Source organism: Bradyrhizobium sp. SZCCHNRI3052, assembly GCF_032484895.1.
Classification (GTDB): Bacteria; Pseudomonadota; Alphaproteobacteria; order Rhizobiales; family Xanthobacteraceae; genus Bradyrhizobium.
This window is the reverse complement of record NZ_JAUETW010000006.1, coordinates 280,017-298,786: the sequence shown is the minus strand read 5'-3', so window position 1 is coordinate 298,786 and position 18,770 is coordinate 280,017. Positions and strand designations below refer to the sequence as shown.

Annotated in this window: 14 protein-coding genes; 8 read left to right on the top strand and 6 right to left on the bottom strand. The window is 64.9% G+C overall.

Annotated features, from left to right (window positions below):
- Positions 1–71: 71 nt before the first annotated feature.
- Positions 72–929 (bottom strand): SDR family oxidoreductase, encoded by an 858-nt coding sequence (locus QW887_RS19115; RefSeq protein ID WP_316172673.1) that lies wholly within the window; start codon positions 927–929, stop codon positions 72–74.
- Positions 930–1,030: 101 nt separating this feature from the next.
- On the opposite strand from QW887_RS19115, the gene QW887_RS19110 reads away from it, so the two are divergent.
- Positions 1,031–1,954, top strand: coding sequence for a LysR family transcriptional regulator (locus QW887_RS19110; RefSeq protein WP_316172754.1), 924 nt, complete (start codon positions 1,031–1,033; stop codon positions 1,952–1,954).
- Here the strand turns inward: QW887_RS19110 and QW887_RS19105 are convergent.
- Both QW887_RS19105 and QW887_RS19100 read right to left on the bottom strand, forming a co-directional pair.
- On the bottom strand, positions 1,935–2,795 hold the full coding sequence (locus QW887_RS19105) for a prephenate dehydratase (RefSeq protein ID WP_316169528.1): 861 nt from the start codon (positions 2,793–2,795) through the stop codon (positions 1,935–1,937). The two genes, QW887_RS19110 and QW887_RS19105, sit on opposite strands and share 20 nt — an antisense overlap.
- Positions 2,796–2,816: 21 nt before the next feature.
- A complete protein-coding gene (locus QW887_RS19100) occupies positions 2,817–3,557 on the bottom strand; it encodes a 3-deoxy-manno-octulosonate cytidylyltransferase (RefSeq protein ID WP_316172672.1) in 741 nt (246 codons plus the stop codon).
- Between the two features lie 240 nt (positions 3,558–3,797).
- Here QW887_RS19100 and QW887_RS19095 point away from each other — a divergent pair, with 240 nt between their 5' ends.
- The 7 genes from QW887_RS19095 to QW887_RS19065 all read left to right on the top strand — a co-directional run bounded on the left by QW887_RS19095 (position 3,798) and on the right by QW887_RS19065 (position 12,698).
- Positions 3,798–4,346, top strand: a complete 549-nt coding sequence (locus QW887_RS19095; protein WP_315825971.1) for a c-type cytochrome — start codon at positions 3,798–3,800, stop codon at positions 4,344–4,346.
- A 375-nt stretch (positions 4,347–4,721) separates the two neighbouring features.
- A complete protein-coding gene (locus tag QW887_RS19090; RefSeq protein ID WP_316167400.1) occupies positions 4,722–6,566 on the top strand; it encodes an extracellular solute-binding protein in 1,845 nt (614 codons plus the stop codon).
- Positions 6,563–8,440, top strand: coding sequence for an extracellular solute-binding protein (locus QW887_RS19085; protein ID WP_316194818.1), 1,878 nt, complete (start codon positions 6,563–6,565; stop codon positions 8,438–8,440). Before QW887_RS19090 ends, QW887_RS19085 begins: the two co-directional genes overlap by 4 nt.
- A 3-nt stretch (positions 8,441–8,443) precedes the next feature.
- The gene (locus QW887_RS19080) at positions 8,444–9,556 is read left to right on the top strand and encodes a microcin C ABC transporter permease YejB (RefSeq protein WP_315713801.1); all 1,113 of its coding nucleotides are present in this window, start codon (positions 8,444–8,446) and stop codon (positions 9,554–9,556) included.
- Complete coding sequence (locus QW887_RS19075) at positions 9,556–10,734, top strand: ABC transporter permease (RefSeq protein WP_316194817.1); 1,179 nt, start codon at positions 9,556–9,558, stop codon at positions 10,732–10,734. Before QW887_RS19080 ends, QW887_RS19075 begins: the two co-directional genes overlap by 1 nt.
- Positions 10,735–10,739: 5 nt before the next feature.
- The gene (locus tag QW887_RS19070; RefSeq protein ID WP_315767908.1) at positions 10,740–12,377 is read left to right on the top strand and encodes an ABC transporter ATP-binding protein; all 1,638 of its coding nucleotides are present in this window, start codon (positions 10,740–10,742) and stop codon (positions 12,375–12,377) included.
- 39 nt (positions 12,378–12,416) lie between these two features.
- Complete coding sequence (locus tag QW887_RS19065; protein WP_315714400.1) at positions 12,417–12,698, top strand: hypothetical protein; 282 nt, start codon at positions 12,417–12,419, stop codon at positions 12,696–12,698.
- A 481-nt stretch (positions 12,699–13,179) separates the two neighbouring features.
- On the opposite strand, the gene QW887_RS19060 is transcribed toward QW887_RS19065, so the two are convergent.
- From QW887_RS19060 to QW887_RS19050, 3 genes are all read right to left on the bottom strand, one after another.
- Complete coding sequence (locus QW887_RS19060; protein ID WP_315825974.1) at positions 13,180–13,986, bottom strand: DsbA family protein; 807 nt, start codon at positions 13,984–13,986, stop codon at positions 13,180–13,182.
- 88 nt (positions 13,987–14,074) lie between these two features.
- Positions 14,075–16,606 carry a hypothetical protein gene (locus QW887_RS19055; RefSeq protein WP_316194816.1) on the bottom strand — a complete coding sequence of 844 codons (2,532 nt, stop codon included), beginning with the start codon at positions 16,604–16,606 and terminating at the stop codon, positions 14,075–14,077.
- Entirely contained in the window at positions 16,603–17,787 is a 1,185-nt protein-coding gene (locus QW887_RS19050) for a hypothetical protein (protein WP_316169522.1), read from the bottom strand. The genes QW887_RS19055 and QW887_RS19050 overlap by 4 nt, the downstream gene beginning before the upstream one ends.
- Positions 17,788–18,770: the final 983 nt, after the last annotated feature.

Sequence of the window (18,770 nt, the reverse complement as noted above, 5' to 3'; positions counted from 1 at the left end):
TCCATGGAGGGGGCGCATTCGCGGAAGCGCGCCGCGCAATTTGGTTTCGGGGGATGATGAGCGGCTCGGCTTCAGGCCGTGGCCGAGATCTCGGCGACAAAGTCGCGGTACGAGCGCCGCGGCCGGCCCAGCAGCGTGGTGAGGCGCGCGACGTCGCCCTCGCCCGGCACCATGCCGTCGGTCAGGAAGCGCTCGGCCATCAGTCGCATGTCGAACGCCATCCAGCTCGGCATGACCTGCCGGAGGTTGGTCTCGAACTGCGCGGTGTTGTCGCCGCCATAGGCGATCGTGCGGCCCAGCACGTCAGACCAGATCGCAGCGGCATCAGCGTCGGTCAGCGTGTCCGGACCGACCAGGTTGATGCGATCGAGCGGCAGCGGCACGGCTGACTGCTCGCGGCGGATCAGCTCGATCGCTGCGATCTCGCCGATGTCGCTGACGTCGATCATCGCGAGGCCCTTGGCTCCGATCGGCATCGGGTAGACGCCGTAGTCGAGCACGACGTCCTTGATCGCGAGATCGTTGTTCATGAAGTAGGCGGGGCGCAAGATGGTGGCGTTCAGGCCCATCCGCTCGACGGCGAACTTGCCGGCGAAGTGCGGCACGTTGACGTAGACGTTGCCGTGGATCACCGACAGATAGACGATGCGCTCGATGCCGGCCTCGCGGACCAGATTGAGCGCGATCAGCGCCTGAGTGAATTCATCAGGCGTGACGGCGTTGAGCAGGAACAGGGTCGAGACGCCCGAGAACGCGCCGCGCAGCGAATCGACGTCGAGCAGGTCGCCTTGGGCGATCTGAACGCCCGCCGGAAGCTTGGCCTTCCCAGGATCGCGGACGAGGGCGCGGACATCGGCCCCGCGCCTGACGAGTTGTTCGACGACGCGACGGCCGACGGTTCCAGTGGCACCGGTCACGAGGATGGTCATGGGATCACTCCGGGGTTGGTGTTGAGACACCCGGAAGATATCGATCCAAACGCGAGCCAATAGGCGCTATATTTGGACATGTCGTCTCATTGATGGAACAGATGGATCTGCTCGCGCTCGCCGATTTCACGCTCGTCGCCCGCCACGGCGGCTTCGGCCGGGCCGCCCGCGCCAGCGGTCGTCCGAAGGCAACGCTGTCCCGCCGCGTCGCGGAGCTCGAAGCGAGCCTGGACATCAGGCTGATCGAGCGCGGCGGGCGCACACTGAGGCTGACCGAGGAAGGGCGGGCGCTGTTCGAGCGCACGGGCGCGCTGCTGACCGAGCTCGACGAGACCGTCGGTGCGATAGCCTCAGGCGGCGATCAGCCGCGCGGCCGGTTGCGGATCAGCGCGCCGCTGCTGTTCTCGCAGACCGCGATGGGTAAGCTCGCCGCTACGTTCGCGCTCAGATATCCGGAGGTCCGGCTCGAGGTGACGACCGACGACCGCGCCGTCGACATGGTCGAGGAGGGCTATGACCTAGTGATCCGGGTCAATCCCGATCCCGATGAGAGCCTCGTCGGCCGCATCTTCCTGCGCGATCGGCTGGTGGTCGTGGCCAGCCCAAGCCTGACGCGGCCGGCGGACGGCGCGCTCGTTCCTGCGGTTGTTCGTAGCACCGAGCAGATCGCAGCGTGGGACGTCATGGCTGCAACGGGATCGTCGCGCATCGCGATCGATCCGATCCTGCGGTTGTCATCGCTGATCATGGTGCGCGATGCGGTCCGTGCCGGCGTCGGTGCCGCATGCCTGCCGCTCTCGCTCGTCAGCCACGATCTGGCGGCTGGCCGGCTGGCGCATTGGGGCGATTTGGACGCGCCAGCGGTTGCGCTGTGGGCGCTGTATCCGTCGCGGCGGCTGTTGAGCGCGCGCGTCTCCGCCTTTCTCGACCATCTGAAGCAGGCATTCCCGGTGGGAACGCCGGCCGAGCTGGCGGCCTATGTGGAGCCGCGGGATGACGGTCCGATCATTCCATCCGCTCGCTGAAGGTCGCGCGGAACGGATGCGCCGGATAGACGCCGACGATGCGCAGTTCGCGCGAGAAGAACTTCAATTCCTCCAGGGCGAAGGCCAGCCCCTTGTCGTCGGGATGGCCGTCGACGTCGGCGTAGAACTGCGTCGCGAAGAAATTGCCGTCGACCATGTAGCTCTCGAGCTTGGTCATGTTGACGCCGTTGGTCGCGAATCCGCCGAGCGCCTTGTACAGCGCAGCCGGCAGGTTGCGGACGCGGAACACGAAGCTCGTGACCAACGGCCCGGAGTTCTGCTCGGCCCATTGCTCCTGGCGCGCCAGCACGACGAAGCGGGTGGTGTTGTGGGCCTCGTCCTCGATGTCCTCGGCGAGGATGTCGAGGCCGTAGATCTCGGCGGCGAGGCGCGAGGCGATCGCCGCGACGCTCCTGTCGCCGCGCTGGGAGACGTCCCGGGCGCTGCCCGCGGTGTCACCGGCGACGATCGGCCGGACGCCGAGCTGGCGGATGATGCGGCGGCACTGGCCGAGCGCATGGACGTGGCTCTCGACCGTCTTGATGTCGGCGAGCCTGGTGCCCTTCAGCGCCATCAGCTGGTGGCGGACCGGCAGGAACCACTCGCCAATGATGTAGAGGCCGGAGGCCGGCAGCAGGTGATGGATGTCGGCGACGCGGCCGGCGACCGAATTCTCGATCGGGATCATGCCCAGGTCAGCCTCGCCGGAGGAGATCGCGCTCAGCGCGTCCTCGAAGGTCGCGCACGGCATGGCCTCGGCGGTCGGATAGGCCTCGGAAATGGCGATGTGGGAATTGGCTCCCGGCTCGCCCTGGAATGCGATTTTCAAGATCTTGCTCATGAGGGGCCTTGTAGCAGCAGCTTAGGACTTGGACAGCAGCCGGCGTGCGGTTTCGAGGTCGGCGGGGGTGTCGACGCCGCGGGGCACGGCGTCGACGACCATCACGTCGATGCGCATGCCGGCTTCCAGCGCCCGCAGCTGTTCCAGCTTTTCCTGTTGCTCCAGCGGCGACGGCGGCAGGCTGACGAAGCGCTCCAGCGCCGCCCGGCGGTAGGCGTAAAGCCCGATGTGATGGTACCTCGGTCCGTCGCCATACGGCGCCGTGGCCCGGGTGAAATACAACGCGCGCATGCGCCGGCCGCCGAGAGGCGAGCCGACCGCCTTGACGACGTTCGGATTGAGGCTCTCCTCCTCGGTATGGATCTGCGCGGCAAGGGTCGCGATGTCGACGGCGGGATCGTCCAGCGGCGGCAGCACGTCGCTGATGTTCTGCGGGTCGATGGTCGGGAAATCGCCCTGCAGATTGACCACGATCTCGGCCTCGCGCGCAGGGTCGAGCTTGCACATGGCCTCGTAGATGCGGTCCGACCCGGAGGGATGATTGGGCTTGGTCATCACCACCTCGCCACCCGCCGCCGTCACGGCGTTCGCGATCTCCAGCGTGTCGGTTGCCACGGCCACGCGGCCGATCGCGGCCTCCTGCGCGCGCCGGAGCACCTGCACGATCATCGGCTGGCCGGCGATATCGAGCAGCGGCTTGCCGGGCAGGCGGGTCGAGGCCATGCGGGCAGGGATCAGCACGAGGATTTTGGACTTGGTCATCCGGGAAACGGCAGGTCGGAGCCGGTCGCAACAGCGCGGGCCGGACTGGATGGGGACAGCAGGGGCGGCCCGCTTATACGGGTTGCCAGAGCACGGGCAAACCGATATCTCACTTCTGCCGCAGGGGGAGGCGCGACGGCTCGATTCCGCTCGATGCCTTGACGAATCCTGGGGCGATTCACGGTCGCGGCCCCGCGGCCTCCCAAGCAATGAAATCCGCCCTCGGAGCCTGATTCCAAAATGGACTCCTTCGAACTGAACAAAATCCTCGGCGCCGTTCTGGCCGCCTGTCTGGTCGTGCTGGTCACGAGCTTCTCCGCTGGCGCGATCTTCGCGCCGAAAATGCCGGAGAAACCGGGGTTCGAGATCGCCGTGAAGGAGGCCCAGGGCGCAGGCAAGGAAGCCGCTGCGCCGGCCGCGGCCGAGCCGATCGAGAAGCTGCTGCAGACCGCCTCGGTTGAGAAGGGCGCTGCCGCCGCCAAGAAATGCGCGGCCTGCCACACCTTCGACAAGGGCGGCAAGAATGCCGTCGGCCCCAACCTCTACGGCATCGTCGGCGACAAGATCGGCGAAGGCCGCGGCTTCAACTTCTCGGCCGCGATGAAGGCCAAGGGCGGCACCTGGACGATCGAGGATCTCAACCACTTCATCGCCAATCCGAAGGGCTACATCCCGGGCACCGCGATGGGCTTTGCCGGCATCCAGAAGGACTCGGAGCGCGCCGACGTGCTGGCCTACCTGAACTCGCTGTCGGACAATCCGGCGCCGCTGCCGACCGCAGCCAAGTGATCGGCTGCTAACCCCCCAATTTCCGACGGCCGGGCCTCAAGCCCGGCCGTTTTGCTTTGCGGGACGAAATTCGCCGCATTTGGGACCTTTGGTCGCATCCACCTCGTTCACAACCCGGTATCATGAGGAAAAAGCAAGGTTATTGGTCGAAACCTTGCCGTATATTGGTCCCCTGAATGGAACGGGTTCGCGGGGCCGGAGCACCCTGGCTGAGGCCGGCGAAACCTGCCCTTGCGAATTGGGTTACGATCGAACGTTGGATCTGGGAGCAGCAGCGGCCACGGCCGACCACCTGCTTCAAGCGGTCTTATTCAGAGGAAGTCTCATTTGACGATTACCCGACGACAGCTCCTGCAGAGCAGCGTCTTCGCTGCGATGACCCCGGTGCTCGGCACCGCCGCCAGCCTTGCCCCGCTCGACGCCGCGCAGGCGCAGGCCGGTGAACAACTGGTCTGGCGCCACGGCCTGTCGCTGTTCGGCGAGATCAAGTACCCGGCGGACTTCAAGCGCTTCGACTACGTCAATCCCGACGCGCCCAAGGGCGGCACAGCGCGGATGATCTCGCTCGGCACCTTCGACAATTTCAACATCGTCGTGATGTATGTGAAGGGCAATATCGCGTCCGCGGCGGGGCTGGTCTACGAGACCCTGATGACGCGCTCGCAGGACGAGGTGTCGACCGAATACGGCCTCCTCGCCGAGTCGGCGGCCTATCCGGACGACTACTCCTGGGTCATCTACCGGCTGCGCAAGGAAGCGCGCTGGAACGACGGCAAGCCGGTGACGCCCGAGGACGTCATCTTCTCGCTCGACGTGCTCAAGAAGAACAGCCCGCACTACTCCTCCTACTACCGCCATGTCGTAAAGGCCGAGAAGACCGGCGACCTCGAGGTCAAGTTCACCTTCGATGGTCCGGGCAATCGCGAGCTGCCGCACATCGTCGGTGAGCTGCTGGTTCTGCCCAAGCACTGGTGGGAAGGCACCGACGCGCAGGGCCGCAAGCGCGACGTCACTGCGACGACTTTGGAGCCGCCGCTCGGGTCGAGCCCGTATCGCATCAAGGAGTTCGTGCCCGGCCGCTCGATCAAGATGGAGCGCGTCAAGGACTACTGGGGCGCCAACCTGCCGGTCCAGATCGGCCAGAACAATTTCGACGAGCTGCAGTTCGAATATTTCCGCGACAACATCGTCGCCCTCGAGGCCTTCAAGGCCGATCAGGCCGACTGGATCAACGAGAATTCCGCCAAGCAATGGGCGACGGCCTACGACTTCCCGGCCATCAACGACAAGCGTGTGGTCAAGGACGAATTCCCGATCAGCGATTCCGGCCGCATGCAGGGCTTCGCCTTCAACCTGCGGCGTCCGCAATTCCAGGACGCGCGGCTGCGGCGTGCCTTCAACTACGCCTTCGATTTCGAGGAGATGAACAAGCAGCTGTTCTACGGTCAGTACAAGCGGATCAACAGCTATTTCGAAGGCACGGATCTGGCCTGTTCCGGGCTGCCGCAGGGCCAGGAGCTGCAGATCCTCGAGGAGCTGCGCGACAAGGTGCCGCCGGACGTGTTCACCACGGTCTACCAGGCCCCGGTGGGCGGCAATCCCGAGAACGTTCGCGCCAATCTGCGCGAGGCCACCAGGCTGCTGAAGGACGCAGGCTTCGAGATCAAGGACCGCAAGCTCGTCGATCCCGCCGGCAAGCCGGTCACGGTCGAACTCTTGGTCCAGGACCCGTCCTCCGAGCGGATCGTGCTGTTCTACAAGCCGTCGCTGGAGCGCCTCGGCGTCGCCGTGACGGTACGCCAGGTCGACAATGTCCAGTATGAGAACCGGGTGCGCACCTTCGACTACGACATGATCATCGACGTCTGGGGGCAGTCGCTGTCGCCCGGCAACGAGCAGCGCGATTTCTGGGGTTCCAAGGCCGCCGACGAGTCCGGCTCGAAGAACACGATCGGCATCAAGAACCCCGCTGTGGACGCGCTGATCGAGAAGATCATCTACGCCAAGGATCGTGCCTCCCTCGAAGCGGCGACGCATGCGCTCGACCGGGTGCTGCTGTGGAATTTCTACGTCGTCCCCCAGTTCACCTACCCGTTTGCGCGCAGCGCGCGCTGGGACCGCTTCAGCCATTTCACGCCGTTCCCGAAATATGCGCGGTCCGGCTGGCCGAATCTGTGGTGGTACGATGCCGACAAGGCCGCCAAGGTGAAGCGCTCTTGAGCCGGCTCCCGCATCTGTCGCGCCGCGGCGTGCTCGGGCTTGGGTTCGGCGCGCTCAGCTATCCGCTGCTGACGCCGGCCGTGGCCGCGGAGTTCGGCCCCGAGTCGCACGGCATGTCGGCCTTCGGCGACTTGAAGTACCCGGCCGACTTTCGCCATTTCGACTACGTCAATCCGGACGCGCCGAAGGGCGGGCTGTTCTCGCTGATCCCGTCGGTGCGCGCCTATAACCAGTCCTATCAGACCTTCAATTCGTTCAATGCCTATGTCCTGAAAGGTGAGGGCGCGCAGGGCATGGACATGACGTTCGCGACCCTGATGGTGCGCGCGAGCGACGAGCCGGACGCGGTGTACGGGCTGGTCGCGAAATCCGTGGCGATCTCCGCGGACAAGCTGGCCTACCGCTTCACCTTGCGGCCCGAGGCGCGCTTCCATGACGGCAGCAGGATCACCGCGCAAGACGTCGCCTTCTCGCTGAACACGCTGAAGGAGAAGGGCCATCCACTGATCGTTGTTCAGCTGCGCGACTTCGTGAAGGCCGAGGCGATCGACGATGCGACCGTCGTGGTGAGCTTCGTCGAGAAGCGCGCGCGCGACGTGCCGCTCTATGTCGTGACCCTGCCGATCTTCTCCAAGGCCTGGTACGCCAACCGCGCGTTCGACGAGGGTCCGCTCGACGTGCCGCTCGGCTCGGGGCCGTACAAGGTCGGCAAATACGAGATCAACCGCTACGTCGAGTTCGAGCGTGTCAAGGACTGGTGGGCGGCCGATCTGCCGGTCAGCCGCGGCATGTATAATTTCGACATCGTGCGCTACGAATTCTATCGCGACCGCGACGTCGCGTTCGAAGGCTTCACCGCCAAGAGCTATCTGTTCCGCGAGGAGTTCACCGCGCGCATCTGGGCGACGCGCTACGATTTCCCGGCGATCAAGGACGGCCGCGTCAAGCGCGAGCTCTTGCCGGACGAGACGCCGTCCGGCGGGCAGGGCTGGTTCATCAACACCCGCCGCGACAAGTTCAAGGATCCCCGCGTCCGCCAGGCGTTGACCTACGCGTTCGACTTCGAGTGGACCAACAAGACCATCATGTACGGCGCCTATGCGCGCACGGTGTCGCCGTTCCAGAACTCGGACATGGTCGCGGTCGGGCCGCCCTCGCCCGAGGAGCTGAAGCTGCTCGAGCCGTTCCGCGGCCAGGTGCCCGACGATGTGTTCGGCGAGCCGTTCGTGCCGCCGGTCTCGGACGGCTCCGGCCAGGATCGCGCGCTGCTGCGCAAGGCGACGCAACTGCTGCAGCAGGCCGGCCTGCCGGTCAAGGACGGCAAGCGGCTGCTGCCGTCCGGCGAGGTGTTCGCGATCGAGTTCCTGATCGACGAGGTCTCGTTCAAGCCGCACCACGGCACCCTGATCAAGAACCTGCAGACGCTCGGCATCGACGCCGATCTGCGCATCGTCGACGCCGTGCAGTACCGCGCCCGCGTCGAGGATTTCGATTTCGACATCGCCATTCAGCGGATGTCGATGTCGCCGACCCCCGGCGACGGCCTCCGGGCTTATTTCACCTCGGACACGGCCAAGACCAAGGGCTCCTACAATCTCGCCGGGATCAGCAATCCCGCGATCGATGCGCTGGTCGCCAAGGCGATCGCCGCGGAGACGCGCAGCGAGCTGACCTTGGCCTGCCGGGCGCTCGACCGCGTGTTCCGCGCCGGCCACTACTGGATACCGCAATGGTATCGCCAGACCCACCCGATCGCCTATTGGGATCAGTTCGACCATCCGCCGAAGCCGCCGAAATACGCCTCGGGCGTCGGCGCCCCCGACATCTGGTGGTACGATGCCGCCAAGGCCGCAAAGCTGGAGCAGGCGAAGTAGTTCATGGCTGCCTATATTGCCCGTCGCATCTTGCTGATGCTCCCGACCCTGCTCGGGATTCTCTTCATCTCCTTCGTCGTGGTGCAGTTCGCGCCAGGCGGTCCGGTGGAGCGCGTCATCGCGCAATTGACCGGCGCCGACACCGGCGGCACCTCGCGGATTTCAGGCGGCAGCGGTTCGGATTTCGGCGCGCGGCCGCCGGGACAGGTGGGATCCGGCAGCGAGCTGAACTCGAAATACCGCGGCGCGCAGGGGCTCGATCCCGCCTTCATCAAGCAGCTCGAAAAGCAGTTCGGCTTCGACAAGCCGGCGCCGGAGCGGTTCGCGCTGATGGTCTGGAACTTCGCGCGCTTCGATTTCGGCAAGAGCTATTTCCGCGACACGTCAGTACTGCAGCTCATCAAGGAGAAGCTGCCGGTGTCGATGTCGCTCGGCATCTGGATGACCTTGCTGACCTATTTGATCTCGATTCCGCTGGGGATCCGCAAGGCGGTGCAGGATGGCTCGCGCTTCGACGTCTGGACCTCGGCCGTGATCATCGTCGGCTACGCCATTCCGGGCTTCCTGTTCGCGATCCTGCTGATCATCCTGCTCGCTGGCGGCTCGTTCCTCAACATCTTCCCGCTGCGCGGGCTGACCTCGGATGGCTGGTCGGACTTCCCGTGGTACTGGAAGATCATCGACTATTTCTGGCATCTCACTTTGCCGCTGGTGTCGATGGCGCTCGGCGCCTTCGCGACCATGACCTTGCTGACCAAGAACTCGTTTCTCGACGAGATCCGCAAGCAATATGTCATGACTGCGCGCGCCAAGGGCTGCAGCGAGAACCAGGTGCTGTACGGCCACGTCTTCCGTAACGCCATGCTGATCGTGATCGCCGGCTTTCCGGGCACCTTCATCCACGCGTTCTTTTCCGGCTCGCTGCTGATCGAGACCATCTTCTCGCTGGATGGGCTCGGCCTGCTCTCGTTCGAGAGCATTCTGAATCGTGATTATCCCGTTGTGTTCGGCAATCTCTTCATCTTTTCGCTGCTCGGCCTCGCCATCAACCTGGTCTCGGATCTGACCTACATGTGGATCGATCCGCGGATCGACTTCGAGGCGCGGGAGGTCTGATGACGATCACAGCCACCCCTCCGGTCGAGACCACGACGCAGGCCCCGCTCGGCGAGGCCGTGCCGCCGACGCGGCATCGTTTCCGCCCGTCGCCGCTCAACCAGCGCCGCTGGCAGAATTTCAAGGCCAACCGCCGCGGCTACTGGTCGCTGTGGCTGTTCCTGTTCCTGTTCGTCGTGTCGCTGTTCGCCGAGCTGATCGCCAACGACCGGCCGTTCCTGATCAAGTTCGACGGCCACCTTTACTTCCCGGCGTTCGTCTCCTATCCGGAAACGGCATTCGGCGGCGACTTCGAGACCGCGGCCGACTACCGCGATCCCTATTTGCAGAAGCTGATCGCCGACAAGGGCGGTACGGTGATCTGGCCTTTGATCCGCTATTCCTACGCCACGCATAATCTCGACCTGCCGACGCCCGCACCGTCGCCGCCGACCTGGATGCTGAAGGAATCGCAGTGCAAGGCGGTGGTCGAGAGAAAGGGGCTGAAGAGCTGCCGGGATCTCGAATACAACTGGCTCGGCACCGATGACCAGGGTCGCGACGTCGTCGCGCGGCTGATCTACGGCTTCCGCATCTCCGTCCTGTTCGGCCTGTCCCTGACGTTCTTCTCCTCGATCATCGGCATCGCCGCCGGCGGCGTGCAGGGCTATTTCGGCGGCTGGGTCGATCTCCTGTTCCAGCGCTTCATCGAGATCTGGAACGCGATTCCCTATCTCTATCTGCTCCTGATCCTGTCGGCGGTGCTGGTGCCCGGCTTCTTCACGCTGCTCGGGATCATGCTGCTGTTCTCCTGGGTGTCGCTGGTCGGCCTGGTCCGCGCCGAATTCCTGCGCGGCCGCAATTTCGAATACATCCAGGCCGCGCGCGCGCTCGGCGTCTCCAATGCCGTCATCATGTGGCGGCATCTCCTGCCGAACGCGATGGTCGCGACCATGACCTTCCTGCCCTTCATCGTGTCGAGCTCGGTGATGACGTTGACCGCGCTCGACTTCCTCGGCTTCGGCCTGCCGCCCGGCTCGCCGTCGCTGGGCGAGATGCTGTCGCAGGCCAAAGCCAATGTGCAGGCGCCGTGGCTCGGCCTGACCGGCTTCTTCTCGGTCGCGATCATGCTGTCGCTGCTCATCTTCATAGGCGAGGCCGTGCGCGACGCGTTCGATCCGCGCAAGACGTTCAGGTGACCGACATGGATGCGATCAGCCAGCCGCTGCTCTCGGTCAGCGATCTCTCGGTGACCTTCCACCAGCAGGGCCGCGTGTCGACCGCCGTCGACCACGTCTCGTTCGACATCAGGCGCGGCGAGTGCGTTGCCCTCGTCGGCGAGTCCGGCTCGGGCAAATCGGTCAGCGCGCTGTCGGTGCTGAAGCTGCTGCCCTATCCGGTCGCCTCGCACCCGTCGGGCAGCATCCGCTTCAACGGCCGCGATCTGCTGCCGCTGTCGGAGGGCGAGATGCGCGGCATCCGCGGCAGCGACATCTCCATCATCTTCCAGGAGCCGATGACCTCGCTCAATCCGCTGCACACGATCGAGCGGCAGATCGGCGAGATCCTGCATCTGCATCGACCGATCTCGAACGGCGCGGCGCGGGCGCGCGTGCTCGAGCTGCTCACGCAGGTCGGCATCCCCGAGCCGGAAACCCGGCTCGGCAGCTATCCGCATCAGCTCTCCGGCGGCCAGCGCCAGCGCGTGATGATCGCGATGGCGCTCGCCAACGAGCCGGATCTGCTGATCGCCGACGAGCCGACCACCGCGCTCGACGTCACCGTGCAGGCACAGATCCTGGCGCTGCTCGCCGACATCCGCGCGCGGCTCGGCATGAGCCTGCTCTTCATCACCCACGATCTCGGCATCGTCCGGCGCATCGCCGATCGCGTCTGCGTCATGAACGGTGGCAAGATCGTCGAGCAGGGGCCGGTGGAGCAGGTGTTCACCGCGCCCTCCCATCCCTACACCAAGGCGCTGCTCGCGGCCGAGCCGAAGCCGGACCCGGCGCCGCCGCGGCCCGATCAGCCGGTCGTGATGCAGGCCAGGGACCTCAAGGTCTGGTTTCCGATCAAGCGCGGCCTGTTCCGCTCCACGGTCGGCCACATCAAGGCCGTGGACGGCGTCAGCATCGCCGTGCGCAAGGGCGAGACGCTCGGCGTCGTCGGCGAGTCCGGCTCCGGCAAGACCACGTTGGGCCTGGCGCTGCTGCGGCTGATCTCCTCCGACGGCCCGATCGTGTTCCTGGGCAAGGAGATCCAGGGCCTGTCCTTCAAGGATGTCCGGCCGTTCCGCCGCGACATGCAGATCGTGTTTCAGGATCCGTTCGGCTCGCTCAGCCCGCGCATGTCGGTCGGCGACATCATCGCTGAGGGCATCAGCGTGCATCAGCCCAGGCTCAGCGAAGAGGAGCGGGAGGCCAAGGTCATCAAGGCGCTGAACGAGGTCGGGCTCGATCCGACGACGCGCTTCCGCTATCCGCACGAATTCTCCGGCGGCCAGCGCCAGCGCATCTCGGTCGCGCGCGCCGTCGTGCTCGAGCCGAGCTTCGTCGTGCTGGACGAGCCGACCTCGGCGCTCGACATGCTGTTTCAGGCGCAAATGGTCGCGCTGCTGCGCGACCTGCAGCGCAAGCTCGATCTCACCTACATGTTCATCTCACATGATCTGCGCGTGGTCGCCTCGCTCGCCAGCCACCTGATCGTGATGCGCCACGGCAAGGTGGTGGAGGAGGGGCCGGCGGTGGAGCTGTTCAAGGCGCCGAAGACCGACTACACTCGCGCGCTGTTTGCGGCGGCGTTCCGGAACGAGACGGCGGGGAACGGCGCGGCGGCTTCGTAGAGGATCAGCGGACCTCCGCAGCCGAGCAATCGCGAGACAATGCCATCCAAGCTGGATCTCATCAGAGCTCTTCTGCTGTCCGAGTGGGACCCGATCGGTGTTTCGGGCTGCGAGGGCGCCGAAGACGAATATGACCGCTACGCTCTGCAGGTCTTCAGCATGCTTGACGATGGTGCCGATGCCGAGTCGATCGCGAACTATCTCACCGAAGTCGTCACCGACAGAATGTCACTTCCGGGTCGTCCTGAAGCGGATCGCCTGATCGCGGCCAGGGCAGTCATGATCCATCAAAGCCAAGCCGCCGGCGACGACGGCGGATAGGTGTGATGATTTGCCCGACGGGTCGTGTCTGCGAAAGCCCGTCCAGCCCCTCCTGAAAAAATATTTCTGTTTCTTATTTTCGGAAGTCGTGCGTGCTCCGCCCCGTCCTGCCCACGAGAGGGACGTACGCGTCGTCAGCGATTGCCCGAGCGGGGTGCCGTAGCGCTCCGGTTGCTGGAGCGCGAGGCAGACCGACTTCACGCGAGGCGCAACGCCGCGCCATCGTCGCGAAGCTCGCTGCACCATTTCGAGCTCGATCAGCGAGCTCGCCTGCAGCGCTCAAATCCCCATAGAGCCTGCCGCGCCAGTCCTGCCCACCATGCACGGTGTCCTCCCTTGGAGGCTTTCGGACGCCGGCCGCCCGAATATGCCGCGCCGTCAATCGTGCTGCCGGCATCCGAAACCCTTCACAGCAGCGGACTCGCGCGCTGCACAAATCGAGACCTCGGGCGTCGATGCATATCTTCGCGATCGGAGCGTACTACTGGCGAGCCTGCTGAATTCTGGCCTTCAGCGTGGCAAGTCCGACCGCGCCGACGATGACATTGCCGCCGATGACATAGCTCGGCGTCCCGCTCAATCCCAATTTCTGCGCAAGATTGCCGCTCTCATCGAGGCTTTGGCGCACCTCCAGGCTGTCCATGTCCTTTTCAAGCTGAGCAACGTCGAGACCGATCGTCTGCGCGATGGCCAACGCGCGCGCCTTGTCGGCGGGTCCGCTGCTTTGGAGCAGCCGCTGATGAAAGTCGAGGTATTTCGCGCCCGTCGGGTCTTGCATGCGTACCGCTACCGCGACGCGCGCCGCCTCCAGCGAGCCGGGGCCGAGGATCGGAAGTTCCTTGAGCACGATCTTGAGCTTGGGGTCGCTCTTCAACAATTCGAGTATCTCGCCGAGCGCGCGCTTGCAGTAGCCGCAGCTGTAATCGAAGAACTCGACCAGGGTGACATCACCTAGCGGGTTGCCGAGCGTGACCTGGTGCGCGGACGCGAACAAGGCCGGCGCATTCTGCTTGACCAGTGCGGTCTTGTCGGAGCCGGGCGCTGCCGCCGGCATCGCGGCTTGCCGCTTCTTGATCAGGTCGGAGATGGCCTGTTGCACGGCTTCGGGGTGCTTGGCGAGGTAGTCCTTCACGACCTGCTCGATTTCTTCGGGATGGGTCGCTATGTAGTCCTTGACGATCGCCTCGATGTCGCTGCGCGAACTCTCCGCGCGGCCGGGCTGCACGCAAAGCAAAGACAGCGTGAAGACGGCAACCGCCGTGGCAACGCTACGGATCAAATTGGTCATCGGTCATCCTCCATATGGCTGCCGACTTCCGCAGTTGGCGTGCAGTAATGATTTGCGAATTCGTGTCCTCGTGCATCGCTGCTTCCCTTCATCGTCGCGGCATCATCATGCCGGGTGGGGGGACCGGTCTGACCCCCGGCATGCGCGGCGCAAATCGGCCGGTCGGCCGGCAGCGCGCGCCAAGCGGCCCCGGAATCCAACCGGGGGGGCAGACGATCGGGCGACCGACATCCGGCGCCCGCCGGTCCCGCGTCACCCCCGGCTTGCGTGCCACGCACACGCCGTCGGCATTGCGCCGCTCACCAGGTTGGCACGTCGTCGGCAGCTTCGGAATCACGGGGACGACCGTGGTGGACTTCTTCTCGATCGTCTTGGAGCACTGGCTTCGATCCTTTGGGTCGACCGGGGCCGCGCAGCACTCGCCGCTCGTCGTCAGATTCGCGGACGCGCAGCATTTGCTATTCGCAGTCGGCACGAAGCCCGAGGCGCAACACTGTGAAAGTCTCGGTAGCCAGTGCAGCGGTATGCATAGCGTGCCGTCGGGGCTCGCAATCTGGCCGGCCGGGCAGCACTGTCCCTTCGACGTCGCCTGGCTCTTGAGACAGCACTTGCCGGCGATCTTCACATAGCCGGTTGCACAGCAGCCGGGGCATTTCCAGTCCGGGATTTTCGGCTTCAACGGATCGCACACGCCGTTCACCACGGTCGTCCCGCAGCAAAGTTGTTGGCCAATCGGGCCGGAATAGATCTGGCTGTTCTCGCAGCATTCGTTGTTCGGGCCGATCGCCGTCTGGTTGACGCCGCACATCGGCTTGGCGATATCAGTGGACGGATTGTTGTTCGAACAGATGCCCCCCGGCTGCAGGTCTTTGGGCGAGCAGCATTGGCCATTGACCAGAACATTGGGCGGGGCGCAGCTCGACGCGCAGCTCTTGGTCTTGATGATCCAGATCTGATTGGGCGGACAAACCGATCCGTCCGAACCGCAGACATGGGTCTTGCAGGTCTGCAGACCCGGTGGCTTCGGCATGCCGGCGGGAGGCGGCGCGCCGGCTGGACGCGGCGCCAGCCGTGTCCGTGCGGCTTCCCTTGTACACGCGCGCAAGATGGCGATATCTCCCATGTGCCCGCGAGCTGATAGATCGGGCGGCGCGTCGGCATAGTCGATGAAGTAACTGAGCAGCGGTGGCTCATCGCCGCGGCGGATGCGCCAGATCGGATTCCCCTGCAGTCCGTCGATCGCAAGCGCGTCGTTCTGGCCGAGTTGAGCCACGAGCTTGGGATCGGTGGCGTTGCGCAATTGTTCGCCGGTGGTCCAGACGAAGCCGCCGCAGGAGGCCGGATTCATGGTCCCGCCCATGTCGTAGCTGTAGCCGATCGCGACGCCGCCATTGCCATTGCGGAAACGTTCGGGGAATCCCACCGCATATTCGTCCGGCAAGGGCTGCCAGATCGGCTGCTTGATCTCAGTGACACCGATCAGCGTATAGCGCAGCACGCGGCCGATCGACGGCGCGGACAAGGCCTCGAAATCCTGCGCCCCGGTCGGCGCCGGCCGCTCGGCCAAAAACATCCGTCCCTCGTCGTCGAAAGTGATCCTGGAGATCTCGGTGGGACCGGCGGCGGACGGTACGACGACTTCGATTCTGGCGTCCGCACCGAACGAGCCGTTCGCGTTGAGCCCGACCGACCACACCCGCAAGCCCTCGGCGACCGCGTAGTAGAGCCGGCCGTCGCGAATGGCGAGGCCGAACACTCGCCGATCCGGTGCCGCGTAGCCCCAGGTCTCGGGCTGCGCGCTGTCGAATTGAGGACTCGTAGTATCGACGCCTGGCCCGGCTGGCGCCGGCGCCGTTGGAAGTTCCGCGGCTGCGTTGCCGGCGACGCCGTGATCATAGACACCGAGGTCGACGCCGTTCGGGTCGAAGCGATGGATCAGCCCGGTCTCACGGTCGGCGACGAACAGAGACTTGGTCGCCGGATCATAGGCCAATCCCCCGAGCGCCGCGCCCGAATTGGCCTTGTCGCCCGTGGTGACATTCGCGAACAGCGTCACCGCGCCGGTGGCGCCATTGATCTTCCAGATCGATCCCGGACCGCCGCCCGGACCCCATTGTGCCGGCATGAAGGTCGCGCCGCTAGTCCCGAGCCTGACATGTTGCGGTCGACCTTCAGGTCCCGGCGCGACGATCGAGAGACCATAGGCGGATGTCGCCGCGACGTAAATGTTGGCGGGGGAACTGTCGTCCAGAGCGACGCCAAACACCTGCCCGATCGACTTCGCGCTGACGGTGAACGGCTTCGGCGCACCGACCAATTGCGCCTGGGGCGGACCGCCCATGCGTCTTAGATCGACGATGCGCAGCGACGGCCCTCCAGGATCGATGATGGTCCGAACGTCGGGATCCTGACCGGGCTCGATCTCGAACGGGCGAATAGCCCCGGAGAATCCGGTGACTGCAGCATCGCCGGGGGTGTAAACGCCGGGCGGCGTTTGCGCCGACGCGGGCCCCCCGAGTGCGAGAGGCAGGATCAGCAGCCAGGCGAGGTGCCGCATCGCACGGACGGCGGCTGTCAAGGACGTCTGTCGGCCAAGCTCGATCATGTCGGTCCGCCTCATTTCGGCTGCTTGGGCCGCGGCTCGCAGGAGCCGGTCTTGACGTTGGGCACGGTGTCGGGCGGGCAACATTCTCCACAATTGGTCATCTGCGCGGGATTGCAGCAGCTCCCGTCAAAGGCCATTCCCTGGCTCTTGTCGGAGCAGGGCGTGACACAGGGGCTGTTCTTGTCGCCGCCGAGTCTTGTCTGTCCGGCCGGGCAGGCCGCGGGCGGACACATGCCGTAGGGCGCAAAGCCGAAGACCGCCACCTGGTTGGTGTCGTCGCACAGGCACTCGGAGAGCCCGTCCGACTTCAACGCGCCGGGATGGGTGTCCTTCGGGCAATCGCACGAGAACACGTACTTGCTATCGCCGGATCCGGGGTTGGGGACCTGTTGCCAGTGCGGCACCATCGGTTTCGGACAGGTGCAGTAACTGCTCCCTGTGTGGCAGGCATAGGCGCCGGGATCCGTGACCACCAGCGTCCCGTCGCCGGTTTCCACCATGCCCACGCCATATCGATCGTATTGATCCTGATAGACGCCTTTGCTGGAAGGGCTGAAGATCGAGCCGGGACCGCCGATGCCTTGACATTCCGGGTACCTCCACCACTCCATGTAAGGTACTTTTTCGCACGTCGCGTTGATCGCGGCGCATGTGGCTTGAACAGGCGGAAGGACCTCGCAATCGCCGCAGGACTGCATGCCAAGCTCTTCCTGCCCCCAGCACAGCACCTCCTGAAGACATGAGCCGATTTCGGAACCCAATCCAACGGTGCTCTGCTCGCTCTTGCAGGCGCATTTCACGACGTCTGCGGCCGCGCCAATGGCTGCGAGCTCCTTGGAAAGATCGCCGAGAACATTTTCTGCGATCGCGTTGCCAAAGATCGTGTTCAGCTTGCTGACGACTTGGTCGGCGTTGCCCTGCGCCTCTGCGCAGAATTGATTGACCAGGGCTTGCCCTTTCCCCGTGTCCGACCCTGACAAGGCGACGCCGCTGAGTGCTGCGGTCAGTGCAATCGCTGCGTAGCGGCTTGCGTCATTCTCATAGACCGACTTGCACACATATGCGGCGGACAGCGTCCCGATAAAGGCATCCGCGATGTCTTCTGGACTGCAGCCCGCCCGCGCCGGCGATGCCAGCAGAATCATCGCGGCGACGACGGCCGCTCCTTGAACCCGCCAGCGTCCTGCGCGCACCATGGTCCGCCCCTCTGTCGCATCAACGTGGGCGTTCTTCTCAATTCCAGCCTTGCGCTAGATCAACAGAGGCGACGGCAGCCGCGCCATCGACCGACTGCGCCAACCAGCGCCATCAGGATCGACACCTCATCACCGCACAACCGCCGTTCTGCAAAGCTGTTCGTCGTGCCCGCCGCTCATTGACCGGCCACGGTGGAAAGCGCCTCCGCACCAGTCCTGCCCACCATGCGCGGCTTCCTCCCTTGGAAGCTTTCGGACGCCGGCCGCCCGAACATGCCGCGCCGTCAATCGTGCGGCCGGCATCCGAAACCCTTCACAGAAGCGGCAATCGTCTGCCGGGCCACGAATCTGTCGCTATACTCTCGAGATCGGGCGAATTACCAAAAGCGCCGACAGTCAGAATCTCAGCTCTCTTGGGCTGCGGCGAGAACCCACGCGATTGCGGGTGATTTGGCCGACGGGCGCGGTCCGCGAACGCCTGTCGAGTCCTCTCGCGAAAAATATTCATCTTTCTTTTTTTCGGAAATCGTGCATACTCCGCCCCGTCCTGCCCCACGAGAGGGACGTACGCGTCGTCACGGACGTCGGGTGCGGGATGCGATGGCCGCGATGATGTTGCAGTGTGCATGTGCGCACCGACGAACGGCGTCATGCGGACGGCGAAGTCGTGTGGTCCTGGCGCCCCGATGCTGGCGTCAAGGTCGCGGGAGCCGATGAGGCCTGCGGCCGACAGGGGCAAGAAAGCCGGTCCCTGGGGAGATCACGAAGTAAGTCGCAAAACATCGCGCAGGGAAGGCCGGATGTTCGGCCCGTACCTGTGGTGACTACCGCGTGCTTGTTGCACGCAACCACGGGTGCGGTCGGCACCCGGCCTTCCCTGCGCCCTCTCATGTTGCCGAGGGCGGATGATTGCAGCAGGACTCGGACCGATGCGGCCGCGAGAATGCGGATGCTTGCCCTGCTGTTTGGCGCGGCCTGTTGCT